We start from the raw sequence: 23,413 nt of genomic DNA on the forward strand, positions 1-23,413 counted from the left end.
CATGATCGCAGCGGGGAAAATCACCTGACGGTTTTCGCCCAGCGCTCGGCGAGTTCGCCCTGCTTCTCGTTGACGAAATTCCAGTCCCAGGTGAGGATCTTGTCCATATCGGGACCGGAGACCGGTACATCCGCCTTGAGATCGTCTGGAACCTTGACCTTGGCATTGGTCGGCGAGATGAAGAACTGCTTCATCATCATCGACTGAACTTCCGGCGAGAGCAGGAAGTTTGCATATTGGTATGCCAATTCCTTTTCCGGGGCGTTCGCGAGGATATTGATGGTCTGGTCGAACATGATCATACCCTCTTCCGGGATGATGCAATCGACGGGGAGGCCCTGGCGGCGCAGCCGCGCGATTTCGCCGAAATCGAAGGGCGCCACGACGATCTCGCCGGACGCAAGGCCGGTCGACATGTTGAAGTCCACCTGGATGACGGAACCCAGCTTTTCGAGCGCGGCGAATCCCGCATCGACGTCATACTGGTCCTTGCCGAAGATCTTGGAGAACAGCAGCAGCTCCATCTTGCCAGCGCTGTTGGCGAAGTTGTAGAGACCGATCCGGCCCTTGAATTCCGGATTGTTCCAGAGGTCCTTCCAGCTCTTCGGCGGCGTTTTCACGAGATCGGTCCGGTAGCCGAGACCGATCGGGGAGACAGCCCCGATGGCGCCCCAGCCGTCGGTCTTCTTGGCGAGCGGATAAAGATCGCCGTAGTTCGGCAGCTTCGTCAGGTCGAGCTTTTCGAAAAAGCCTTCCTTGCGCAGGCCGGAGGCGAAAACCTCGTTGGTCATAACGATCGAATAGGGCGGCTTTGCAACGCCCGCCGCACGCAGGTTCGCGCCCCAGACGCGACCGTTGCCGACATCGAGGGTCACCGTCGCACCGCTCTGTTTGGCGAATTCCGGCGCCACCGCCGAACGCCAGTATTGCTCCCAGACGCCCCCGAGCGTGGGTACGATCAGTGTTTTCTGCTGTGCCCGCGCGGGTAGCCCGGTCAGGCCTGCGGCAGCTAGAGCACTCATTCCGGCAAGCGCCTGCCGTCTTGTCAAACTCGTCATGTGCAGTTCCCCTTGTTGCGATCTATCGAGATCATTCGTGTGCCGGCGTATTTTCGCTTCTGCGCACAGGTTCGGTCGTCCGTCAGCCTTTCGAGAAAGCCTGTTTCGTCTTCAGATCTATGTATTCGCCGTAGGTGATCGGCTCATATTTCGCGCCACCCTTGATGAAGGGCGGCAAGCACTCGATCACGGTATCCTTGGAAGGATTGAGGAAGAACGGGATCGACTGGCGGCGCGCCGTGCCCTTGAAGCCGCTCGGCGGATTGGCGACACGGTGGGGCGTCGAAACCCATTCGTCATTGGTCCAGCGCATGAAAGCGTCGGCAATGTTGATCACATAGGCCCTTTCGATGGAGGGCGCATCCAGCCACTCCCCGTTGCGATTGCGGACCTGCAGCCCGCCCGGAGAAGCCTCCGAACGGAGGATCGTCATGAAACCGTAGTCGGTGTGGACGCCGGCGCGCAACTGGCCCGGCAGCGGCGATTCCGCCTGTTCGGGGTAGTTGATGACCCGCAGCGCCGAGAGATGGTTCTCGAAAGACGGCTCGAAATAGTCCTGATCAAGTCCGATGGCCTGGCAGAATATTCGGCGCATATGCTTTGCGAGCACTTCCATCTCCCCGAAGTAGTCGCGGAAAGCCTGCTCGAGGCCTTCCGGCCTCTCGGGCCATGTATCGCCCGGCAGATTCTTGCCGAAATTCAGACTCTCCTTGTAATCGCCGGGGGTCTTTATGCCGAGCGTGGCGGCAAGCGCTTCCTCCGCGATCGGCGAGAACGATACGCCGCCCATCACGCCAGCGCCGCGCCCTATCGTCTTTTTCCAGTCCTGCGGATAGTCGAAAAAGGCGCGGGCCAGATTGTAGAGCCTCAATGTGATGTCCGGCGAAACGCCGTGGCCGGTAACGAGGAAGAAGCCGGTATCGCGACATGCTGTTTCGATCGCTTTGACCACTGCAGCGGCGCCTGCCTCCTTTCGAACGAAGGGTCCGACATCAATGACCGGTATGCCGGGAACGGCCTGGCCGGATGACACGGGATTGGCGCTCGAAACGGGCATGGCCTAACCTCCATCTGCATTTGACAAACAGATGTTGACAAAAACATCTGTTGTTGTCCATATCCAAATTAACGAAATTGAGCGCGGCTCTCGCCGCAAGGACGTGCATCAGATGGATGACCTCGCTCCGCAGGAAGCGGCAGTTCTGGCGATCATCAAGGACAACCCCTTTGCGGGACAGCAGGAGATCGCCACCCAGTTGGGCTTGGCCCGCTCCACGGTTGCCGCGCACATCGTTCAGCTCATGCAGAAGGGCTATATCCTCGGCCGCGGTTATGTCATGCCGGCGGAAACCCGCGCTGTCTGCATCGGCGGCGCGGTGCTGGACCGGAAATACCGCGCCAAACATGATCTCGTGTTCGAGACCTCCAATCCGGTCGACGGCATCCGCTCCATGGGCGGCGTCGCCCGCAACGTCGCGGAAAATCTGGCGCTTCTCGGCACGACGACAAGCTTCGTATCGATCGTTGGCGACGACGAAGGTGGCCGGGCGCTGCTGAAGCATATGCGCGACCGTGGCATCGACGTAAGCCAGATGGTTACCACAGCGGAACGGCCGACGGCGGAATACGCTGCGATCCTCGATACCAAGGGCGATCTCGTGCTCGGCATTGCCGACATGGGCATTTTTGATCTGCTTCTACCCGCCCATTTTGAACGCATCTGGCCGCATCTGGCCGCCGCCAGCTGGGTCTTCTGCGATTGCAACCTGCCGGCCGAGACGCTCGCCGCGCTGATCGCGAAGAGACAGGGAGCGCGCTTCAAACTGGCGGTCGATGCGGTCTCGACACCCAAGGCCGCACGTCTGCCGAAAGATCTTTCGGGCATCGACCTTCTGTTCATGAACATCGACGAGGCAAACGCCGTCCTGCACCGCAAGGCGCACGAAACGATCGGCGACGCAAAGGAGGCAGCCGTTGCCCTGCAGGCAGCGGGCGCCCGCGAGGCGATCGTCACCATGGGGTCCCGCGGTATCGCCGTGGCCGGCGTCGAGGGCGCCCGCACCTTCCCCGCCGTGCGCGCCACTCCTATCGACATCACCGGCGCCGGCGACGCAATGATCGCCGGCACGTTGCACCGGATCCTTCACGGCGAGGACACCTATACCGCAGCGCGCACCGGCGCCCTTCTCGGCACGCTGACGACGGAAAGCCCCGCCAGCGTCCATACCGAACTCTCCGAACGCTTCCTGGAAGCCAACATGCACCGGCTTGCCGGATAGATCCGCGGCCGAAAAACATCCGAGGAATACCCGAAATGACCCTTCTGAAACCGAAGCTGAGCCGCGAAGTGGCTGAAACCATCGCCGAAGGCGGTCCGGTGGTGGCGCTGGAATCGACCATCATCACCCACGGCATGCCCTACCCTGCCAATCTTGAAACGGCACTCGCCGTAGAAGATGTCGTACGTGCGAACGGCGCCGTGCCAGCAACCGTCGCCGTCATCGACGGAGTGCTTCGCGCCGGCCTCGAAAGAGACGAACTGGAAGCTCTCGCCCAGGCAAAGAGCGTCGTGAAGGCCTCCGGCCGGGACCTTGCGGTCGCCATGGTGCACAAGCAATCGGCCGGCACCACGGTATCCGCCACGATGCTGCTGGCGGATCTCGCCGGCATCGACATCTTCGCCACCGGCGGCGTCGGCGGCGTGCATCGCGGCGCCGAGCAGACGTTTGATATTTCTGCGGATTTGACGGAGCTCGGCCGGACCAAGACGGCCGTCGTCTGCGCCGGTGTCAAGTCGATCCTCGACATAGCCAAGACGCTCGAATATCTCGAAACCCAGCGCGTACCGGTGATCGCCTACGGCACCGAGGATTTTCCCGCCTTCTTTACCCGCAAAAGCGGCTTCAGAGCCGACCATCGGCTCGATACCCCTGAAGAAATTGCCGAAGCCATGTGGCTACACCATAAGCTCGGTACCGGCACCGGCCTCATGATCGCCAATCCAATCCCGGAAGACGCGGCGCTCACACCGGAATTCATCGACGGGACGATTGCCGATGCCGTACGCGAAGCGGACGAACGCGGCATCGGCCGTAAGGAATTGACCCCCTTTCTGTTGGCGCGGATCAACGAGCTCTCCAGGGGCGAAAGCCTGAAAGCCAATATCGAACTGGTGAAGAACAATGCCCGCCTGGCTTCGAAGATGGCCGTCGCCTACGCGGCGCTCAAGAAGAGCGGCCGATAGATCGGCTCAAGAATACGGGCAATCACGGCAAGTGAGTCATAACAAGGGGAACTGCCATGAGCTATGAGACCATCCTTTATGAAAAGGACAAGACCGACAAGTTCGCGACGATCACCATCAATCGCCCCGAGAAGATGAACGCGATGGACAAGACGGTGATCCGCGAAATCAATGCGGCCCTGAAGGCCGCGATCGAAGATCCGGACGTCAACGCGCTCGTCATCACCGGCGCCGGTCGAGCCTTTTCGGCCGGCTACGACCTGAAGGGCGACGATTTCGATGTGGATGTCGACTTCTGGCGTGCCGACATGACCGAGAACGCCGAGGCGCTCCTTAATATATGGCGGGCGCCGATCCCGGTCATTGCTTCGGTCAACGGTTATGCGCTTGCCGGTGCGCTGGAACTGATGATGTGCTGCGATCTGGCGATCGCCGCCGACACCGCCAAGTTCGGCGAGCCGGAAGTGCGACACAATTCCGGTCCTCCCGCACTGATGATGCCGTGGCTGCTCGCAACCCGCGACGTAAGGTGGCTGATGTTCACCGGCGACATGGTGGATGCGGAAGAGGCGCTGCGCATGCACCTGATCAACAAGGTGGTGCCGGCCGATCAGCTGAAGGAAAAGACCGAAAACCTCGCCCGCAAGCTCGCACGCATGCCGGTTCCGGCGCTGAAATACACGAAGGCTTCGATCAACAACCAGCAGATGGTTGCCGGCCTGCTGCCCTCCTTCCAGTACAATATCGAGGCCATCGCCGCACTCCACGTGACGAAGCAGGGCCGCGAGTGGATGGCCAACCTCGCCAAGATGTCGCTTAAGGAATACCTCGCTTTCCGCGACAATCCGTTCAAGGGCCTCGACTGAGGCTTTGGTCATGGCGGCGAACACGCCTGAAGCAATGCGGGCCTTGATGGCGCCGCGATGTGTCGCGGTCGTTGGCGCGACCGAACGCGCCGACGCCTCGTCCAGCTTCGTGATGAAGAACCTGATGCGCTTCGGTTATCAGGGGCAGATCATCCCGGTGCACCCGACGGCGGAGTGGGTCTTTGGTTACCGCGTGTCCCCTTCCCTTTCTGCGCTCAACGCCGCGGCAGACGTCGCCGTCATCGGCATTGCGGCCGAAAAGGTGATCGGCGCGCTGGAGGAAGCGGGTGAGGCGGGGATCAAGGCGGCGGTCGTTCTGGCCTCCGGTTTCGCGGAACTGGACGAAACCGGCCGCGAGCGGCAGCGGCAGTTGGTCGAGATCGCCGAGCGTTACGGCATGGCGATGTGCGGGCCGAACTGCCTCGGCCTCTTCAATCTCAACACCGGCGCGGCCCTTTATTCCTCCAGCCTTTCCACCAATTTGAAAAAGGGCCGCTTCGCGATCCTCTCCCATTCCGGCGCCAGCGCCATCGCGCTCAGCAATACCGGCAGATTTGGCCTCAGCCACATCGTATCCTCCGGCAACAGTGCGGCGACCGACATTCCCGATTACCTCGATTTCCTCGCCACGGATTACGACACCCGCGCCGTCGGCATCGTCATCGAGGCGATCCGCGAGCCGGAAAAGCTGGCTGCCGCGATGGAGAAGATGCATGTCGCTGGAAAACCCGTCATAGCGCTTCGGGTCGGCCGCTCCGAACGCGGCGCCCAGGCCACGGCCGCCCATACGGGCTCGCTCGCCGGCAGCAACGAAGCCTATCACGCCTTCTTCCGCCGCGTCGGCATCATCGAAGTGCCGGATATGGACAGCTTCATGGAAACGGCGACGCTTTGCCTGACATTAAAGCAGAGGCCGACCAAGCCGGGTGTCGCGATCATCGGCGTCTCCGGAGGCGGTGTGGCGCATGTGTCCGATATCGCCGACGAAGTTGGCCTTTCGCTGCCAGAACTGCAGCCGAAAACCATCGCAAGAATCAGAACCCTGCTGCCGCCCTTCGCGACGCCCCAGAACCCGCTCGACACAACCGGCATGGTTTTTGCCAACGGCGATATTTACCGCGATGTGCTGCACAGCCTCGCCGCAGATCCATCGATCGGTATGATCGTCGCAGCGCAGGACGCCCCTCAGGGTCTCGACGACTTCGGCGCTTCCGAATATCTTGGCATTGCAGAGGCCGTATCTGACTATGCCGAAACCGGCCAAGCACCCGTCGTCTTCATGAGCAATCTCTCCTCCGGGCACCACCCGGCCGTGGAGGCAAGACTGCCGGAGGTGCCGGTTTTACGCGGCACAAGAAGCGCGCTGACGGCGATCGCCAGCCTGATGGCTCAGACCGACGCCGTCTCTTGGCCGGGCAACATATCTGCCGGGAAAAAGCCGCTTCCTGCCAAGGTACTTACCGAAAGCCAAGCCAAGGCTCTGTTTGCCGCCGAAGGCCTGCCGGTCCCGAGGGAAAGGCTTGTCACCAGCGCCGATGCCGCGGCCGAAGCAGCCAGCGCACAAGGCTTCCCCGTCGTCATGAAAATCGAATCGCCCGACATCCTCCACAAGACCGAGGCCGGCGGCGTAAAACTCGGCATCGCCTCCGAAGCGGAGGCCAGAACCGCATTTGCGGCAATCATGGCAAACGCCCGTGCTTATGCTCCGGAGGCGGAGCTGCGCGGCGTCTCGGTACAGGAAATGGTGACGGGCGGCGTCGAAGCATTGGTCGGCCTCGTCCGCCACGAACCGTTCGGCTTCGGTCTCGTGGTCGGCTGCGGCGGTGTTTTGGTTGAGCTGGTAAAGGACAGCAGTTTCGACCTGCTGCCGATCGATCAGGCTCGGGCGGAAACATTGATCGGTGAGACGAAGCTTGCCACTCTCCTCGACGGTTATCGGGGCGCGCCGAAAGCAGACCGCAAGGCGCTCGCCGAACTGCTCGTCAAACTCTCCGAATTCGCGGCTGTTTACGGCGACGATATCGAGGCGATTGATCTCAACCCGGTCGCGGTCCTGCCGGAAGGACGGGGAGTGCGCATCCTCGACGCGCTGATCATCCCGCGCAGAGGCAAATGATCAGACGAGCCGAAGCATCGGCTGCCGCGCCAGTTCCTCGCGGCCAAGCCAGGAAAGCCGCTCCGTCAGCAGAGCATAAAAACCGTCTGCATCCACGTCCCCTATGAACAGTGCGTTCTTCGGGCGACCGGAAACACCCCACCAGTCGGCCACCGTCATGCCCTTGGTCAGCTCGGATTCCGTCTCGATTTCCACATTGCACTGGCGGCCGCAATAAAGCTCCGGTTTCAACAGGTAGGCAATGACGTTCGGATCGTGCAGCGGCCCACCTTCGCTTCCATATTTTGCGACGTCGAAGCGCTCGAAATAGTCGAGCCAGCCGACCACGGCATAGGCAAGCGGCGTTCCGATATCGCGGATCGCATTCACGCGGGCTCTGGTCGTCAATGTCTTGTGCGTGACGTCGAGCGGCATCATCACGATCGGAACGCCGGAGCCGAACACGACGGCCGCCGCCGGCGGATCGACATAGATATTGAACTCGGCGGCAGGCGTGATATTGCCGCCCTCGAAACAGCCCCCGCCCATCAGCACTATCTTCTTGATGCGCCCCGCTATCTCCGGCGCCTTGGTCAGCGCCTTGCCGAGGTTGGTGAGCGGTCCGAGCATGCAGAGTGTCACCGAGCCTGCGGGCTCGTCCATCAACGTCTCGACGATGAAATCCACTCCATGCATTTCCTGAAGCGGCATGGTCGGCTCGGGCAGCTCCGCACCGTCGAGTCCGGTTGCGCCATGCACGTGCTCGGCCGTCACCAGCGGCCCGGTCATCGGCTGATTGCAGCCGGCAAAAACCTTGATGTCGGAACGGCCGGCCAGTTCGCAAATCTTGCGGATATTCCTTTCGGTCAACGACAACGGCACGTTGCCGGCCGCAGCGACGATGCCGAGAACCTCGATTTCAGGACTCGCCAGCGCAAGCAGAATGGCGAGTGCATCGTCCTGACCGGGATCTGAGTCTATGATGATCTTTTCTGCCATTCTGGTCACTCTCGGATACGATGACGGTTACGCGACATGGGTGAGCGGCTCCCTCGCCCGCCACATCGCCATGAGATCGGCCTTGCGCTTTTCGAAACGTTCGATGGAAGCCCGCTTGATGTGGCCGAAACCCCGCACCATGTCCGGCAGGCCGGCAAGCTCCACCGCCAAGGCATGGTTGTCGGCATCCATGCCGGCGGCGATTTCTCGCACGAGGGAAAAATAATCTTCCACGAGCTGCCGCTCCAGGCGGCGCTCCTCGGTGCGGCCGAAGGGATCAAGGACCGTACCGCGGAGGAATTTCAGTTTTTCGAGCACCGCGAATAGGGGGCGAATCCATCCGCCGAAGGCGATCTTGGCGGGATGACCGGTACGCTGGTCGATCTTCGTGATCATCGGCGGTGCGAGGTGATGCCTGATCTTGAAATCGCCTTCGAACTGCTCGGCAAGCCTCTTTTCAAAGCTACGGTCTCGATGCAGGCGCGCGACCTCGTATTCGTCCTTGTAGGCCATCAGTTTGAAGGCGTTTTTCGCCACCGCCTCGGCAAAACCGCCTACGCCCCGCACCCGTGCTTCGGCCGATTTCGCGATATCAACGACACCGGCATAACGCGCCGCATAAGCGGAATTCTGATAATCGGTAAGGAAGGCCACGCGACGGGCGACGATCTCCTCCAACGTCTCTGCCTTCAGTTCCGTCTTCGCCGATCCGGCCTCGCGGGCGACAGCCTCCAGATCGACTGCGGCACGGCGTCCCCAGCCGAAGGCGGCACGGTTCATGACAACCCCGGTGCCGTTGAGCTCGATAGCTTTGTCGATGGCAGTAAGGCTGATCGGCACGAGGCCCCGTTGCCATGCGTAGCCGAGCAGGAACATATTGGAGGCGATGGCATCGCCCAGGAGTGCGACCGCAAGATCGGTCGCGGCCACCGTCTCGACGGCTTGGTCCCCGGCCGCCCGGCGCAGTGATTTCAGCGTCGCCTCTTGCCTGAAATCGATCGTGGTATCTTTCACGAAAGAAGCAGTCGGCGCGAAATGGTCGTCGATGATCGCCCGCGTCTTGTTCTTCGCAAACGAGGCGAGCGAATTCTTCTGCGCCGCCACGACGACATCGAAACCGAGCACGAGGTCACTTTCGCCAGGCCCGATCCGCACCGCGTTAATCTGGCTTGGATCCTTCGCCAGCCGAATATGCGAGATGACCGAGCCGTTCTTCTGGGCAAGACCGGTCTGGTCGAGCGTCACCAAAGCCAACCCATCGACAAGTGCCGCCTGGGCAAGAATGGCGCTCACGGTTATGACGCCGGTTCCGCCGATGCCGGCGAGCAGCATGCTGTAGGGTGTCTCGAAGGTCGCGGTAAAGACCGGCAGCGGCAGATCGTCGGTCCTGATCGATTTCGACTTAACCCTAGGCTTGCGGAGGCTGCCGCCCTCCACGGTTACGAAGCTGGGACAGAAGCCCTTGAGGCAGGAAAGGTCGGTATTGCAGCTCGACTGGTTGATGCGTCGCTTGCGGCCGAATTCCGTCTCTTGCGGTTCGATCGAGATGCAGTTGGAGACGGCGGAACAGTCGCCGCAGCCCTCGCAGACTAGTTCGTTGATGAAGGCGCGCTTGGTCGAAACAGGATAGGCGCCGCGCTTGCGCCGGCGGCGCTTTTCCGCCGCGCAGACTTGATCATAGACGAGAACCGTGACGCCGGGGATATCCCGCAGCTCCCGCTGTACCGCATCGAGCTCGTCGCGGTGATGGACGGAGACCTCGCGTGGCAGATTGCCCTGCCAGACCTCCGGCCTCTCGGCGACCACGACGACGCGCGCAGCGCCTTCGGCCTGCATCTGCGCGACAATGCCAGGCACCGTGACGTCACCGTCATGTTTCTGGCCGCCGGTCATGGCGACGGCGTCGTTATAGAGGATCTTGTACGTGGCGTTGACTCGCGCCGCAATCGCGGCCCGGATGGCGAGCACACCTGAGTGAAAATAGGTGCCGTCGCCCATGTTGACGAAGATATGCTTCTCGTCGGTAAAAGGCGAAAGACCGATCCACGAACCGCCCTCTCCCCCCATCTGGGTAAAGGTCGAGGTATTCCGGTCCTCATTGCCGATGATCATCATGTGGCAACCGATGCCCGTCGAGGCACGGCTTCCCTCCGGGAGACGGGTCGAGACGCTGTGCGGGCAGCCGGAACAGAAATAGGCTTCGCGTTTCAGCGCCGTCGCTTCGATACCGAGCGCAGCCGTCATCTCGTCCACAAACCGCGTCTTGGCCCGCAAAGCTTCGTCCAGCACGCCGAGACGGGAAAGAATTGCCTTCGCCACCGACAAGGTGCCGATCTCACCGATTGCCTGAAGAAGCGTGCCGCCGCTCGCACCCACTTTGCCAAACACCCGCGGTCGCTGGCCGTCAGGCAGGTTGAAGAGCAGCGCCTTGATCTGGTCTTCGAGGATCGAGCGCTTTTCCTCGACTACCAGCAGGTCGTCGACGCCCGAGGCAAAGCCTGCGATGCCTTGCGGCTCCAGCGGCCAGACCAAGCCAACCTTGTAAAGCCGGATACCCAGTTCGGCGGCGCGGGCCTCGTCGATACCGAGAAGCGCCAGGGCACCCAAAAGGTTAAGCCAGGATTTGCCGGTCGAGACGATGCCGAGTCTTGCTCGTTCGGCGCCGCCCCATACCGTGCGGTCGATCCTGTTGGCTCGGGCAAAGGCCTGAGCGGCGAGCATCTTGCGCTCCAGCCGGAGTTCCATCGCATGCGGCCCGTCCGGCCAGCGCAAGGACAGGCCATCCGGGGCGAAAATCTCGTTGGGGATGACGATCACCGGCCTGTCCGGATCGAGATCGACCGTCGCCGAACATTCCACGACCTCAGTCTGGCACTTGAAGCCGATCCAGGCACCGCAATAGCGGCTCATGGCAAAACCAAGAAGGCCATATTCGATATATTCGCCGACCCCCGCGGGCGAGAGCATCGGCACCATGGCGGAGATGAGATTATGCTCGCTCTGATGCGGCAGGGTGGAGGAGACCGCGCCATGGTCGTCGCCGACCAACAGCAGCACGCCGCCGTTCGGATTAGTACCGACGGCATTGGCATGGCGGATCACGTCCATACTGCGATCGACGCCCGGACCCTTGCCATACCACATGGCAAAGACGCCGTCATAACGTGAGCCTTCGAACATGCCGGTCTGCTGGGTGCCCCAGACCGCGGTTGCTGCCATATCCTCGTTCAGGCCCGGCTGGAATTTGACATGCGCCGCCTCCAGATATTTCCGGGCCCGCGCCATTTCGCGATCGAAACCGGCAAGCGGAGAGCCACGATAGCCGGAAACATAACCGGCCGTGTTGAGCCCCTGCGCGATATCCCGTTGCCGCTGGATCATCGGCAGGCGCACCAGCGCCTGGGTGCCTGATACCAGGATCCGGCCCTTTTCCAGCGTATAGCGATCGTCGAGGCTCACCTGGCGATCCATCGGGTTCGTGTCCGGCGCCGCGTGGATCGACATCTAAGCCCGCTCCGCCTGCAGCACCGAAACCGGGGCTTCAAAGACCCGACCGCGGTTGAGGATGTAGTTCGGATCGAATGCAGCTTTCAGCCGCCGCATGGTGGCTATCTCGGCTTCACTTCGTGCGAACCGGAGATATTTGAGCTTATCCGTACCGATGCCATGCTCGGCGGAAACGCCGCCGCCAACTGCAGCAATGCCTGAAAATACCGCTTCGGCGATCCTCTTCTCGTGTCGTGTCAGCACGCAGTAGTGCAGGTTGCCGTCGCCGAGATGGCCGAAGATGAAGGACACCGCATCGGGGTCAATCCCCGCTATGGCGTGCGCAGCGGTATCAAGGAACTCCTGCATGCGAGAGAGCGGTACGGAAATGTCGTAACCGGCCATTTTGCCCAGGCTGAAGAGATAATCGTTGATGCCGTCCCGGATTGCCCATAAGGCATTGAACTCACGGAGTGAGTTGGAGAGCACGATGTCGCTCGCAAACCCCTCCTCCAGCGCCGTGGCCAGCGCAGCTTGGAAACGTTCGTTGTCGTATTCCGGTGCCTGCCCCTGGATTTCGACCATCGCATACATGCCGGCCCCCGTTTCGACAGGCGGGCGGATCCCCATATGAGCGATGGTCTCATCGTAGACATTCGGGAAAATCACCTCGAAGGCCGATAACAGCCCGGAAAGTTCGACCCGCAGCTTCGCCAGCAGCCCCTGCGCCGCTTTCAGGGACGGCAGCGCCAGAAACGCATTGCGCTCGATCTTCGGCTTGGGGTGCAATTTGAGGCAGGCGCGCGTGACGATGCCGAGCGTCCCTTCCGTCCCTATGAACAACGGGTTGAGATCATAACCCGAATTGTCCTTCGGCAACCCTTTGAGCGACGAGAGGATGGTACCGTCGGCCAATACGGCTTCCAGCCCCATCACCTGCGCCCGGTACATGCCGTAACGCAGCACCCGGATGCCGCCGGCATTGGTGGCGATGTTGCCCCCCACCGTCGCCGTGCCGCGCGAACCGATATCCACGCCGAAGAAGAGTTCATTGTCGCTCGCCGCCTGCTGGACCACCTGCAAAGGCGTGCCGGCGCCGGCGATGAGGGTTTGGGCGGCAACGTCGATGCCGTCCACACCATTCATGCGTTCGAGAGAGATTGACACCTCTCCGGCAAGAGGCCGCGAGGCGCCCGAAAGCCCGGTCCGGCCGCCCTGCACGACGACCGGCTGGCCGAGTTCATTGGCGGCGGCAAGGATTGCGGAGACCTGGGCGGTATCGCGGGGGCGAAGCACGGCGAGAGGATGATGGCCGGCAGCGGTCGCATCTGCCGCATAGCCCGCTGAAATCCCGTCGCCAATGAGGATGCCGGAAGCATCCAGCATGTTTTCAAGACATGCGAGAAGGCGGTTCAGACGGTCAGACAATTGCGTCCTCCGCCGGATATCGCGCCTTACGGCCACAGTTCAGCACTCGGCCGAATCCGATCTCGCCCATGCCGGTTCCCCTTGCCTGTTCGGCTTTGGAGGCGAGGTTATTCCCATTCCACTATTTGTCAAACCTATATTTAAAAAGCAGTAGCCTTTTCATCCTCGCCATGGCATCACTAGCGTCATGAGACATGGCAAGAAATATGTCTGGGGAAGAGTGGCATGATCCTCAAATATGACGAGGTGGTTCGCACCGGCATCGCCAAGCAGGTGGCCGAAAATATCCGGTCCGCGATCATGGACGGCAGACTGAAGGTCGATGAACGCCTGCCGACAGAAGAAGAACTTGCCCGCAGCTTCGGCATCTCGCGCCCTACCGTGCGCGAGGCTCTGAAGCGCCTCGCCGCGCAGAATCTCATCCATTCCAAGCGGGGGCCTACTGGCGGCAACTTTGTCAAGCGTCCGGATCCGGAGGGGTTGTCCAAGGCGATTACCGGTGCTGCGACCCTCCTCGTCGGCGTCGGCGCTTTCGACATCGAGGAGATCATCACCGCCCGGCTGGAAACGGAGGCTGTCTGCTGCCGGCTGGCTGCCGAAAACCGCAGCGAAACGGACCTCGCCGCCATGGAGGCGGAGATCGCCGTCCAGTCCGACGAGAAAATCAGCGACGAGGATTTCTGTGCTTCCGATGTGCGCTTCCATCGGGCACTCGTGGAGGCGACCGGTAATGGGCCGCTGAAGCTGATGATGTACACGGTGATCGAAGCCTTCATTCCGATCACCAACATGATCGTCTTTCGAGTGCGCGAACGCCGGCACGTCGCATCGCTGCATCAGGAAATCCTGGATGCGGTGCGCGAGCGACAGGATGATAAGGCGACCGATGCGCTGGCCCGGCTGCTGGCTTATGTGCGCGAAAGCTATGCCGCCGTCCTCGATGCGCGGGCAAAACGTGACACCGCCGAGGCATCCGCCTGATCAATTGCCCAAAAAAAGTGGAGAGACGCCATGACCGAGACCTTTACCGCCATGGTGATCGATGCCGTGGACGGCAAGCCAAAAGGCAGTTTCAGGCAAATCTCGATTGCCGATCTTCCCGACCACGACGTGTTGGTCGAGATTGCCTATTCGACGCTGAACTATAAGGACGGGCTGGCTATCACCGGCAAAGGCCGCATCGCCCGCCGTATGCCCATGGTCGGCGGCATCGACCTGTCCGGCACCGTTGTCGAGTCTCGATCGCCGGAATGGAACCCGGGCGACAAGGTGGTGCTGAACGGATGGGGACTTTCCGAAACCGAATGGGGCGCCTTCAGCCGTTATCAGCGGGTCAGGCCCGAGTGGCTGATCCGGCTGCCCGACACCTTTTCCATGGAACAGGCGATGGCCGTAGGCACCGCCGGTTACACGGCTGCGCTCTGCGTCGACGCGCTTGAAAAATGGGGTTCCATCAAGCCCGGCGAAGGTGAAGTACTGGTAACCGGCGCGGCCGGCGGTGTGGGCTCGGTGGCGATCGCGCTCCTGGCGGCTCGCGGCTATAATGTCACGGCCTCGACAGGACGACCGGAAACCCACGACTATCTCGCCTCTCTCGGCGCCACCAACTTCATCGACCGGGCCGTGCTTCAGGAGAAAGGCGGGCCGCTGCAGAAGGAACGCTGGACCGGCGGCGTCGACGCTGTCGGCTCGACTACGCTCGCCAACGCGCTTTCCCAGACGGTGCGCGGCTGTGCAATTGCCGCCTGCGGGCTTGCAGGCGGCGCGGATCTGCCGGGCACGGTGCTGCCGCATATTCTGCGGGCGGTAACGTTAATCGGGGTCGACTCCGTTTTCGCCAGCCGCGAACAACGGCTCGCCGCCTGGGCCCGGCTGGCCCGCGACATGGACAAGGGCAAGCTCGACAGCATGACGGCCGTCGAACCCATGTCCAACCTTCCTCAGCTCGCAGAAGATATCGTCGCCGGAAAGATCCGCGGGCGCGTGGTCATCGATGTGACGAAGTAGAGCGAGGACCTCCAGCAGGTTCGGCACCGGTCCTGGGAATTCGGCAGGCGTTGAATCTGCTGGTGCCAGGAACGGGCAAACAGGATAGAAGCCGCGGGGTGTGATCTAACCGCAGGGTTCTGGAACCATGACACTGGACGATATCTCAAGCACCGTGATCGACCGCGCCAAGGGCAGCAGGCGCTTTATCGTGGCGATTGCCGGCCCGCCGGGTTCGGGAAAATCGACGCTTGCCGAGCGCTTGCACGAAGCCTTGCTGGCCAAAGGCGAAACCGTGGAGATCCTGCCGATGGATGGCTTTCACATGGACAACGCCATTTTGGAGGCGCGCGGCTTGCTGCTCCGTAAAGGTGCACCGGAAACCTTCGACGTGCGTGGCTTTTCGGACGTCCTGCGGGCCGTCCGCAGCGCCGAAGAGGAGGTGCTTGTGCCGGTCTTCGACCGATCCCGCGAGCTTGCCATCCCCTCGGCGCGGCCGATCGATCCTCAGACCCATATCGTGCTTGCGGAAGGCAATTATCTGCTGATCGACGAAGCGCCCTGGTCGAGGCTTGCGGACCTGTTCGACCTTACCGTCTTCGTCGGCCCGAGCGAAAATGTTCTGCGCGAGCGCTTGAGGCAGCGGTGGGTCCATTACGGGCTCGACGAGGCCGCGATCGACTGGAAGCTGGACGGCAACGACCTGCCGAACGGCCGCTACATCCTGCAGCATTCACGGCCTGCCGATATCCAGCTGGACACCTTCTAAGCTCCAATCACAGCGCAATGCCGCTTTCGCGATCGAAGACATGCACCTGGTCGGCGCTGATATTCGCCTCGAACCGGGCGCCGTAGCGGGCCGGATATTCGCCGTCGACAATCGCCGTCACCGGTTGGCCCGCGAGATCGAAGACCACATGGGTCTGGGCGCCGGTCGGCTCGACCAGAAGCGTCTGGCCCGCCAGCGCTGTTCCGCCGGTTCCGGGGCTCAGATGCTCGGGTCGAAGGCCCACCTTGATCGCCTGGCCGCGTTTTACCTTGCGGTCCGGCGCGATGCGGATCGCTGTCCCGTCTCCAAGGCGCGCGGCAGGCTCACCGCCCTCCCCCTCCACCGTGCCGTCGAGGATATTCATCGCGGGCGAGCCGATGAAGGCCGCGACGAAGAGGTTGGCAGGTGTCTTGTAGAGCTCCAGCGGCGTGCCCTCCTGCTCGACCCGCCCCTGATTGAGGACAACGATCCGATCAGCCAGGGTCATTGCCTCGATCTGGTCATGCGTGACGTAGATCGACGTCGTGCCCACCTTCTGGTGGAGCGTCTTGATCTCGGAGCGCATCTGCACGCGTAATTTGGCATCGAGGTTGGAGAGCGGTTCGTCGAACAGGAAGACGGCAGGGTTGCGGACGACCGCCCGCCCCATGGCGACACGCTGCCGCTGACCACCCGAAAGCTGCGCCGGCTTGCGGTCGAGAAGCGGCACGAGGTCAAGCATACGGGCCGCCTCGCCCACCCGTTCCGCGATCACCTGCTTCGTGGCACCCGAGAGACGGAGGTTGAAACCCATGTTCTCGGCAACGGTCATATGCGGATAAAGCGCATAGGATTGAAAGACCATGGCGATGTTCCGCTCGCGGGGCGTCAATTCGTTGACGACCTTGCCACCGATGAGGACATCGCCATCGGTGATCTCCTCAAGGCCGGCGATCATCCTCAGAAGCGTGGATTTCCCGCATCCAGACGGACCGACAAGGGCGATGAACTCGCCGTCCTCTATCGAAAGGCGCACCCCATGGATGATCTCCAGCGAGCCGTAGGATTTTTTGACGTTGGACAGTGTGACGGATGCCATGGGTGCTATCTCCGGTCAGGACTTGACGGCGCCGGCGGTCAGTCCGGCAATGATGTGCTTCTGGGCAAGGAAGAAGACGATGATGGTGGGCAGGATGGTGAGCGTGATGAATGCGAGCACCAGTTGCCACTCCGTCCCGAATTCTCCGCGATAGACCATGATCCCGAGCGGCCATGGATAGATGGATTCGGAGTTGAGCATGATGAGCGGCAGGATATAGCTGTTCCAGCTCGCCACGAAGGAAACGATCGCGACGGTCGCAATGATCGGGCGGGAGAGCGGCAGGGTGACGTGCCAGAAAAAACGCATATAGCCGCAGCCATCCACGAAGGCCGCCTGGAACAATTCCTCCGGAAGGTTGCGGAAATAATTTCGGAACAAAAGGATACTCATCCCGAGGCCGAAGGCGACCTGTGGCAGCACCACCCCCCAATAGGAATTGAGGAGGCCGAGATCGCGGATCCGGATAAAGAGCGGCAGGATCGCCGTGGCGGCGGGAAACATCAGCCCGATCAGAAAATAGTTGAGCAGAAAGGTCGCGCCGAAGAATTTGACATGCGCAAAGGTAAAAGCGGCCATGGCGGCGACGGATACGGTGAGGAACACGGTGAGCGTCGCGATGATCAGCGAATTCATCATCTGCCGCCAGTACCGCTCCCCGAACAGGATGTCGGTATAATTGGACCATTGCCATTCCACTGGCAGGCCGAACGGATTGACACGCAGATCGCCAAGCGTCTTGAAACCTCCGAGAGCTGTCGTCAGCAGCGGGATGACGACCACGGCCGCGATGATGGTGAGCGAGACGTAGAGGTAGATTTTCGTGCCGGCGCTCATCCGGATGGCGGTTCTCGTCTCAGTCATGGCGCATGAATATCCGTTTGTAGCTGAAGGCGAGCGTGACGCAGATCACGAACAGGACGACGCCGACAGCACTTCCAAGACCGACCTGCATCCGGGTCACCCCGAAATTGTAGAGGAAGGTCACCATGGTCTGGGTGGAATTGAATGGTCCGCCGCCGGTCAGAGGCATGATCATGTCGAAGAGCTGCAGCGAACCGACCACCGCAAAGAACACCGAGAGGCGCAGCGTCGAACCGAGCAGCGGCAGCGTGACGAAGCGGAATTTCTGCCAGCCGGTCGCCCCGTCGATCTCGGCGGCTTCGAGCACGCTCTTATCGAGCGACTGAAGCCCGGCGATGAAGAGCATCATGTGGAAGCCGAAATATTTCCAGACCACCACGGCCAGAACCGCGTAGATGGCGAGGTCCTTGTCGGCGAGAACGTACGGCGTCTCGACCCCGAGGAACCCGGCAACGGCCGCGAAAAGCCCGTAGTCGCCGTCATAGACAAAACGCCATATGAGCCCCGCCGCCACGTCAGCGAGCACATAGGGCAGGAAGAAGATCAGCCGGAAGACGACCACCCCAGTAATCCGGTTCGCCAGCATCGTGGCAAGCCAGATCGCCAGCGGTATCTGCAGCAACAGTGAAACGACTATGATCAGGAAATTGTTCTTGAGCGCAGTCAGGAAGGCGCTGTTCTTGAAAAGCACCTCGAAATTCCGCAAACCGACGAACTGCTCGGGCAGGCCGTAGCCGTCCCACCGATAGAGGCTGTACCAGGCGGCCTCCCCCATCGGCATGATCACGAAGATCGTAAAGAGAAGTAGCGCGGGCGGCAGAAACAGGATCAGAACCGGAAGCCGGCCGCGCGCCGTAGGGCTCTTGCGCCTGGCAACGCGCGGGGCGCCAGCCGCGTGATCTATGGCGGTCGTTGCAGAAATATTGGTCATTTTCGTTCCGACTGTCATGGTCGCATGGAGTGCACCGGCGGAGCGTCGGCCCCGCCGGTGCCTCGCATCACATCTTGTCCATCTCCACCGCGTCCTGGATCGCCTGCGCGCCCTCTTCCGGCGACATCTGACCCGACACGATGGCGACCGACGCGTCGTTCACGACCCGGCCGACGGAAGGACCGAGTTCCTGATCGAAGAAGTTCTGGTGCCAGGTGGAAGTTTCCAGCTGTTTGGCCGACTCCCGAAGGAGGGGATTGGTGACGCCATCTTCGGCTCCGACCGCCGCCGGCAGGATCATCCCGGCTTTCGCCATCATGCGCTCATTCTCAGCATTCGTTAGGTAGGCCAGGAAATCGAGAGTTTCCGGCGGCGCCTTCGCCGTCACGGCCCATGCGTTGATGCCGCCCAGCGTATCGGTGGCCTTGCCGGCTCCCCCGGCTACGACCGGGAAGGCAAACCGGCCGATATTGTCGCTCGCAAGCCCCTTGCCGTCGCCGGCATTCCTGCGTTGGAATGCTTCCGTCGTCTCGAAGCCGAGGATCATCGCAGCCTTGCCGTCGCCGAAGACCCCAAGCGCCTGCGGCCAGGTCGTGGCGAGATAACCTGGCTGGAACGGCTCGAGCTTGCCGAGTTGAGCAAGTTGCTCGCCGGCTTTCACCGCTTCCGGCGCCACAAAACCGTCGCCCGCGCCGGTCTTCATCGCGTCGAAGCCCTGCTGTCCGGCATTGCGCATGACGAGATAGCTCCAGTAGAAGTGGATCGGCCACTTCTCCCCGCCGCCTCCCGCAATCGGCACAATCCCGGCATCCTTCAGCTTTTTGACCGCTCCCAGGAAGTCGTCCCAGGTCTTGATGCTTGCGGCATCAACCCCGGCTTTCGTGAAATACGCCTTGTTATAGAAGAAGCTGACCGTTCCCATCTTGTAGGGCACGGCACTGACCTTGCCGTCGAAGGTGACCGCCTTGAGGGCAGCAGGATTGTAGCTCTTGCCCCAGGCGCCGCCATCCGCCTTCATCTTGTCACTGATGTCCTTCAGCGCGCCGGTCGCCTGTTGCTGCTTCAGCACGCCTCCGCCCCAGCTGTAGAAAAACGACGGCGCGTCAGCAGATTGCAGAAGCGTGGGTAGCTTTGCCTTGAAGGCCTCGTTCTCAAGAAACTGCATCTCGACCTTCACGCCGGGATGCTCGGCCTGATATTTGTCGGCGATACCGCGCCAGATCTTCACATATTCCGGATTGAGTTCCAGATGCAGCCATTTCACGACTGCATCAGCCGAGGCTGTGGCAGCCGTCGTGCACAAAGCCAGCATGCCGATGGCAGTGGCAGACGCGAAGCGAATTCCGAATTTTCCGATGGTCAGCATTTTGCACTCCTCCCGTAGCGCTTTATTTCCGATCCCGGATTAAATAAAGCGCGCAGGCTTGTCGACTGTCAATAGGAAGAATGGGAAAACGCCTATTGCCGCGCCAACCTCCGAGGAAGATGCAAATTTTTGTTGCGTCCTGCAGAAAATCGGTACTAGAAGATGACTGATTTAATTTGCCTCACGAAATAAATCGCGGCGCGATTCACTCGTCAGGCCTTGAGAGTGCCGATGAAGACCGCCGATCCCGAGCTGATGCGTGCCATCAATCGCCTGAGCGTGCTGGATACGATCCGCCGCCATGGCGCCATTTCCCGCGTGGAAATAAGCGAGCGCACCGAGCTTTCCACGACCACCGTTTCGGCAATCACGGCCTCGCTTCTCGATGATGGGCTGATCCTCACCCGCCACGAAGGCGATATACGCAATGAAGCCGTGCGCGGGAGGCCGCGGGTCATGCTGGAGGTCAATCCGGATGCTGCCCGCGTCGTGGGGGCGAAGATCGCCGCGAGCCGCATGGTTTTTGTCGTCGCCAATTTCAGGGGCGACGTGCTCTCGACGCTGACACTCCCGATTCGCATCGACCGGCAGCCGATCGCCGTCATTGCCGACCTGGTCGAAGATGGCGTCCGCCGCTGCGTCGTTGATGCGGGGCTGTCGCTGGAGGATGTCGACAGCGTCTGCCTCGGGCTGCCGGGCGTCATAGAACATCGCACCGGCTATATCCGCTCGAGCCCCATCTTTCGCGAAACCAATATCGATTTTGCCGCAGAAATGACGGCGCGCCTTTCGACGCCGACGATCATCGAAAGCGACGCGCATGCCATCACCCTCGCCCACCACTGGTTCGGTAAGGCCCGTGAGTTGGAGGATATGGTGCTGATCTCGCTCGAGCAGACGCTGGGGCTTGGCGTATTGCACCGCAATCGCCTCTTCCGAGGCGCCGGCGGCCTCAGCCACAACCTTGGGGATCTCGTGCTTGGCATGGGAGCACAAGGGATTGTCCGGCTTTCCAGCCAGGCCGGGGAAAGCGCGATCCTGGGGGAGAAGCAGGCCGACGGGCGTTTTGCCGAAGCAGTGCGGCTTGGAAGAGGCATGACCCATGTGCAGGCGCTGATCCAGGCCGATGATGACAGGCTGATCGCCGCAGCGGTGCGTGCCGGCGAAGCCGTCGGCATTACGATAGCCAATATCGTCACCCTGTTCGCCCCGCCACGGGTCATTCTGGTCGGCTCGTCGCTGGCTCTGGGGGAGCCGTTCCTGAACAGCCTTCGCGACGCCTATGCGCTTGCGGTGCCACCCTCGCTCAAAGGTGTCAGTGAACTCGTTTTCGACGATTCCACTGACGATTTCTGGGCGCAGGGAGCCGCTGCGGTTGCCCTTTACGAACTTTATGAATCGCCCTGGAGCACCACGGGACCCGCGCTCTGAGCGGAAAATGCAATTATCGGGAGGAGGAATAATGAACAAGGTCGGCATCGGCATCATTGGATGCGGCAATATTTCAGGCGCCTATCTGAAGGCGATGACCGCTGACTTTCCCATTCTCGACATTCGCGGCTTGGCCGACCTCAACCGCGAGCTGGCCGAGGCCAAGGCCTCCGAGTTCGGTCTGCCGGCGAGAACGGTAGACGAATTGCTTGGCGATCCGACGGTGGAGATCATCGTCAATCTGACTGTTCCGAAAGCGCATGTGGCGGTCGGTCTGCAGGCGCTCGACGCGGGAAAGCACACCTATTCGGAAAAGCCGCTCGGGATTAATTTCGCCGAGGGGAAAAAACTGGCGGAGGTGGCGAAGGCGAAAGGCCTGCGCATCGGCGCCGCTCCCGATACCTTCCTGGGCGGTGGTCACCAGACCGCCCGCGCATTGATCGATCAAGGTGTTATCGGCATCCCAGTCGGCGGCACCGCCACCTTCATGTGCCCCGGCCACGAGCGCTGGCACCCGAACCCTGCCTTTTATTACGAAGTGGGCGGCGGGCCTATGCTCGATATGGGGCCTTATTACATCACCGATCTCGTCAACCTTCTAGGCCCGGTCGCGCAGGTCGCAGGCTTCGCAATCACGCCCCGCAAGGAGCGCATCGTAACCAGCGAACCCCGCAACGGCGAGCGCATTCCCGTCCATGTGCCCACGCATGTCGCCGGCGTCATGGCATTTGCCAACGGCGCGGTCGTGCAGATCGGCATGAGCTTCGATGTTGCGGGCCACAAGCATGTGCCGCTCGAGGTCTACGGCACGGAAGGTACGTTGATCGTTCCGGACCCGAACCGTTTCGGCGGCCCGGTCGAGTACCTCAAGAAGGGTGGCCAGTTCGAAGATCAACCCGTGACCATGCCCTATGCGGACGGCAACTATCGGTCGATCGGGGTGGCGGACATGGCCCACGCGATCCGCTCCAACCGGGCACATCGCGCCAACGGCGATCTGGCGCTGCATGTGCTGGAGGTCATGGAAGCGTTCCATACCGCCGCCGAAACCGCCCGAACGATCGAAATCACCACCGCCGTGGTGCGCCCGGCGCCGCTCTCCGACTCCCTCGTCGACGGCCGGCTCGCCAAGTAAATTCCAGGAGGAAGACATGAAAGAAGCATTGATCGTCTGGGGCGGATGGAGCGGACATGAGCCGCAGGAATGCGCAGCCATCATCAAGGACATGCTCGAAGAGGACGGGTTCAAGGTCTATCTCGAACATTCGACCGAAGCCTTCGCCGATCCCTCGATCCATGACCTGAGCCTGATCGTCCCGATCATGACCATGTCGAAGATCGAGAAGGAAGAGGTCAAGAACCTTGCGGCCGCAGTCGAAAGCGGCGTCGGCATCGCCGGCTATCACGGCGGCGCAGGCGACGCTTTTCGCGAATCCGTCGACTATCAGTTCATTATCGGCGGCCAATGGGTCGCCCATCCCGGCAACATCATCGACTACACGGTCAACATCACCAAGCCGGACGATCCGCTGGTGGAAGGGATCACCGATTTCCCCTACACATCCGAGCAATATTACATGCACATCGACCCTTCGAATGAGGTGCTCGCGACCACCACCTTCACAGGCGACCATGCCTACTGGATCGACGGCGTCGTCATGCCGGTCGTCTGGAAGCGTAAATACGGCAAGGGCCGCGTCTTTTATTCCTCGCTCGGCCATCAGGCGAAGGAATTCGACGTGCCGCAGATGAAGACCATCTTCCGCCGCGGTGCGAATTGGGCTGCGCGTTGATATAGGTACGGGCGACGGA

Annotated in this window: 19 protein-coding genes; 10 read left to right on the top strand and 9 right to left on the bottom strand. The window is 61.4% G+C overall.

Annotated elements, in window-relative coordinates; all coding sequences use genetic code 11:
* Positions 1-20: 20 nt before the first annotated feature.
* Both EDE09_RS06905 and EDE09_RS06910 read right to left on the bottom strand, forming a co-directional pair.
* Positions 21-1,058: an ABC transporter substrate-binding protein gene (locus tag EDE09_RS06905; RefSeq protein WP_105371405.1), complete on the bottom strand. Its 1,038-nt coding sequence runs from the start codon at positions 1,056-1,058 to the stop codon at positions 21-23.
* 82 nt (positions 1,059-1,140) lie between these two features.
* Positions 1,141-2,115, bottom strand: a complete 975-nt coding sequence (locus tag EDE09_RS06910; RefSeq protein WP_105371404.1) for a 2-oxoglutarate and iron-dependent oxygenase domain-containing protein — start codon at positions 2,113-2,115, stop codon at positions 1,141-1,143.
* Between the two features lie 112 nt (positions 2,116-2,227).
* Here EDE09_RS06910 and EDE09_RS06915 point away from each other — a divergent pair, with 112 nt between their 5' ends.
* The 4 genes from EDE09_RS06915 to EDE09_RS06930 are packed head-to-tail and all read left to right on the top strand — an operon-like array spanning position 2,228 to position 7,284.
* On the top strand, positions 2,228-3,337 hold the full coding sequence (locus EDE09_RS06915) for a carbohydrate kinase (protein ID WP_105371571.1): 1,110 nt from the start codon (positions 2,228-2,230) through the stop codon (positions 3,335-3,337).
* Positions 3,338-3,372: 35 nt separating this feature from the next.
* On the top strand, positions 3,373-4,302 hold the full coding sequence (locus EDE09_RS06920) for a pseudouridine-5'-phosphate glycosidase (RefSeq protein WP_105371403.1): 930 nt from the start codon (positions 3,373-3,375) through the stop codon (positions 4,300-4,302).
* Between the two features lie 56 nt (positions 4,303-4,358).
* Positions 4,359-5,168 (top strand): enoyl-CoA hydratase/isomerase family protein, encoded by an 810-nt coding sequence (locus EDE09_RS06925; RefSeq protein ID WP_105371402.1) that lies wholly within the window; start codon positions 4,359-4,361, stop codon positions 5,166-5,168.
* Between the two features lie 10 nt (positions 5,169-5,178).
* Positions 5,179-7,284: an acetate--CoA ligase family protein gene (locus tag EDE09_RS06930; protein ID WP_105371401.1), complete on the top strand. Its 2,106-nt coding sequence runs from the start codon at positions 5,179-5,181 to the stop codon at positions 7,282-7,284.
* Here EDE09_RS06930 and EDE09_RS06935 read toward each other — a convergent pair whose 3' ends face one another.
* Genes EDE09_RS06935 through EDE09_RS06945 form a run of 3 tightly spaced genes read right to left on the bottom strand, consistent with a single transcriptional unit; the run spans position 7,285 to position 13,134 of the window.
* Positions 7,285-8,262, bottom strand: coding sequence for a nucleoside hydrolase (locus tag EDE09_RS06935; RefSeq protein WP_105371400.1), 978 nt, complete (start codon positions 8,260-8,262; stop codon positions 7,285-7,287).
* Positions 8,263-8,289: 27 nt separating this feature from the next.
* Positions 8,290-11,766: an indolepyruvate ferredoxin oxidoreductase family protein gene (locus EDE09_RS06940; protein WP_132409449.1), complete on the bottom strand. Its 3,477-nt coding sequence runs from the start codon at positions 11,764-11,766 to the stop codon at positions 8,290-8,292.
* Positions 11,767-13,134, bottom strand: coding sequence for an FAD-binding oxidoreductase (locus tag EDE09_RS06945; RefSeq protein WP_132409667.1), 1,368 nt, complete (start codon positions 13,132-13,134; stop codon positions 11,767-11,769).
* 267 nt (positions 13,135-13,401) lie between these two features.
* Between EDE09_RS06945 and EDE09_RS06950 the strand changes: the two genes are divergently transcribed.
* The 3 genes from EDE09_RS06950 to EDE09_RS06960 all read left to right on the top strand — a co-directional run bounded on the left by EDE09_RS06950 (position 13,402) and on the right by EDE09_RS06960 (position 15,931).
* Positions 13,402-14,157 carry a FadR/GntR family transcriptional regulator gene (locus tag EDE09_RS06950; protein ID WP_132409451.1) on the top strand — a complete coding sequence of 252 codons (756 nt, stop codon included), beginning with the start codon at positions 13,402-13,404 and terminating at the stop codon, positions 14,155-14,157.
* A gap of 30 nt (positions 14,158-14,187) precedes the next feature.
* Positions 14,188-15,183 (top strand): MDR family oxidoreductase, encoded by a 996-nt coding sequence (locus tag EDE09_RS06955; RefSeq protein ID WP_132409453.1) that lies wholly within the window; start codon positions 14,188-14,190, stop codon positions 15,181-15,183.
* Between the two features lie 127 nt (positions 15,184-15,310).
* Positions 15,311-15,931, top strand: coding sequence for a nucleoside triphosphate hydrolase (locus EDE09_RS06960; protein WP_105371396.1), 621 nt, complete (start codon positions 15,311-15,313; stop codon positions 15,929-15,931).
* Positions 15,932-15,938: 7 nt separating this feature from the next.
* Here the strand turns inward: EDE09_RS06960 and ugpC are convergent, their stop codons facing one another.
* The 4 genes from ugpC to EDE09_RS06980 all read right to left on the bottom strand — a co-directional run bounded on the left by ugpC (position 15,939) and on the right by EDE09_RS06980 (position 20,170).
* Complete coding sequence (ugpC, locus tag EDE09_RS06965; protein ID WP_105371395.1) at positions 15,939-17,009, bottom strand: sn-glycerol-3-phosphate ABC transporter ATP-binding protein UgpC; 1,071 nt, start codon at positions 17,007-17,009, stop codon at positions 15,939-15,941.
* Positions 17,010-17,024: 15 nt separating this feature from the next.
* Positions 17,025-17,873 (bottom strand): carbohydrate ABC transporter permease, encoded by an 849-nt coding sequence (locus EDE09_RS06970; protein WP_105371394.1) that lies wholly within the window; start codon positions 17,871-17,873, stop codon positions 17,025-17,027.
* The gene (locus tag EDE09_RS06975) at positions 17,866-18,804 is read right to left on the bottom strand and encodes a sugar ABC transporter permease (RefSeq protein WP_105371393.1); all 939 of its coding nucleotides are present in this window, start codon (positions 18,802-18,804) and stop codon (positions 17,866-17,868) included. Before EDE09_RS06975 ends, EDE09_RS06970 begins: the two co-directional genes overlap by 8 nt.
* A 67-nt stretch (positions 18,805-18,871) precedes the next feature.
* Complete coding sequence (locus EDE09_RS06980) at positions 18,872-20,170, bottom strand: extracellular solute-binding protein (protein WP_105371392.1); 1,299 nt, start codon at positions 20,168-20,170, stop codon at positions 18,872-18,874.
* Between the two features lie 231 nt (positions 20,171-20,401).
* On the opposite strand from EDE09_RS06980, the gene EDE09_RS06985 reads away from it, so the two are divergent.
* Genes EDE09_RS06985 through EDE09_RS06995 form a run of 3 tightly spaced genes read left to right on the top strand, consistent with a single transcriptional unit; the run spans position 20,402 to position 23,394 of the window.
* Positions 20,402-21,601 carry an ROK family transcriptional regulator gene (locus EDE09_RS06985; protein ID WP_132409455.1) on the top strand — a complete coding sequence of 400 codons (1,200 nt, stop codon included), beginning with the start codon at positions 20,402-20,404 and terminating at the stop codon, positions 21,599-21,601.
* Between the two features lie 31 nt (positions 21,602-21,632).
* Positions 21,633-22,736: a Gfo/Idh/MocA family oxidoreductase gene (locus EDE09_RS06990; RefSeq protein WP_132409457.1), complete on the top strand. Its 1,104-nt coding sequence runs from the start codon at positions 21,633-21,635 to the stop codon at positions 22,734-22,736.
* A 16-nt stretch (positions 22,737-22,752) separates the two neighbouring features.
* Positions 22,753-23,394, top strand: coding sequence for a ThuA domain-containing protein (locus EDE09_RS06995; protein ID WP_105371389.1), 642 nt, complete (start codon positions 22,753-22,755; stop codon positions 23,392-23,394).
* Positions 23,395-23,413: the final 19 nt, after the last annotated feature.

The organism is Neorhizobium sp. S3-V5DH (assembly GCF_004343065.1).
Classification (GTDB): Bacteria; Pseudomonadota; Alphaproteobacteria; order Rhizobiales; family Rhizobiaceae; genus Neorhizobium; species Neorhizobium huautlense.

Bases quoted from the DNA above. Each gene is read 5' to 3' on its own strand.
- EDE09_RS06905 (WP_105371405.1), bottom strand. From the start codon at position 1,058: ATGACGAGTTTGACAAGACGGCAGGCGCTTGCCGGAATGAGTGCTCTA.
- EDE09_RS06910 (WP_105371404.1), bottom strand. From the start codon at position 2,115: ATGCCCGTTTCGAGCGCCAATCCCGTGTCATCCGGCCAGGCCGTTCCC.
- EDE09_RS06915 (WP_105371571.1), top strand. From the start codon at position 2,228: ATGGATGACCTCGCTCCGCAGGAAGCGGCAGTTCTGGCGATCATCAAG.
- EDE09_RS06920 (WP_105371403.1), top strand. From the start codon at position 3,373: ATGACCCTTCTGAAACCGAAGCTGAGCCGCGAAGTGGCTGAAACCATC.
- EDE09_RS06925 (WP_105371402.1), top strand. From the start codon at position 4,359: ATGAGCTATGAGACCATCCTTTATGAAAAGGACAAGACCGACAAGTTC.
- EDE09_RS06930 (WP_105371401.1), top strand. From the start codon at position 5,179: ATGGCGGCGAACACGCCTGAAGCAATGCGGGCCTTGATGGCGCCGCGA.
- EDE09_RS06935 (WP_105371400.1), bottom strand. From the start codon at position 8,262: ATGGCAGAAAAGATCATCATAGACTCAGATCCCGGTCAGGACGATGCA.
- EDE09_RS06940 (WP_132409449.1), bottom strand. From the start codon at position 11,766: ATGTCGATCCACGCGGCGCCGGACACGAACCCGATGGATCGCCAGGTG.
- EDE09_RS06945 (WP_132409667.1), bottom strand. From the start codon at position 13,134: ATGCTGGATGCTTCCGGCATCCTCATTGGCGACGGGATTTCAGCGGGC.
- EDE09_RS06950 (WP_132409451.1), top strand. From the start codon at position 13,402: ATGATCCTCAAATATGACGAGGTGGTTCGCACCGGCATCGCCAAGCAG.
- EDE09_RS06955 (WP_132409453.1), top strand. From the start codon at position 14,188: ATGACCGAGACCTTTACCGCCATGGTGATCGATGCCGTGGACGGCAAG.
- EDE09_RS06960 (WP_105371396.1), top strand. From the start codon at position 15,311: ATGACACTGGACGATATCTCAAGCACCGTGATCGACCGCGCCAAGGGC.
- ugpC (WP_105371395.1), bottom strand. From the start codon at position 17,009: ATGGCATCCGTCACACTGTCCAACGTCAAAAAATCCTACGGCTCGCTG.
- EDE09_RS06970 (WP_105371394.1), bottom strand. From the start codon at position 17,873: ATGACTGAGACGAGAACCGCCATCCGGATGAGCGCCGGCACGAAAATC.
- EDE09_RS06975 (WP_105371393.1), bottom strand. From the start codon at position 18,804: ATGACCAATATTTCTGCAACGACCGCCATAGATCACGCGGCTGGCGCC.
- EDE09_RS06980 (WP_105371392.1), bottom strand. From the start codon at position 20,170: ATGCTGACCATCGGAAAATTCGGAATTCGCTTCGCGTCTGCCACTGCC.
- EDE09_RS06985 (WP_132409455.1), top strand. From the start codon at position 20,402: ATGAAGACCGCCGATCCCGAGCTGATGCGTGCCATCAATCGCCTGAGC.
- EDE09_RS06990 (WP_132409457.1), top strand. From the start codon at position 21,633: ATGAACAAGGTCGGCATCGGCATCATTGGATGCGGCAATATTTCAGGC.
- EDE09_RS06995 (WP_105371389.1), top strand. From the start codon at position 22,753: ATGAAAGAAGCATTGATCGTCTGGGGCGGATGGAGCGGACATGAGCCG.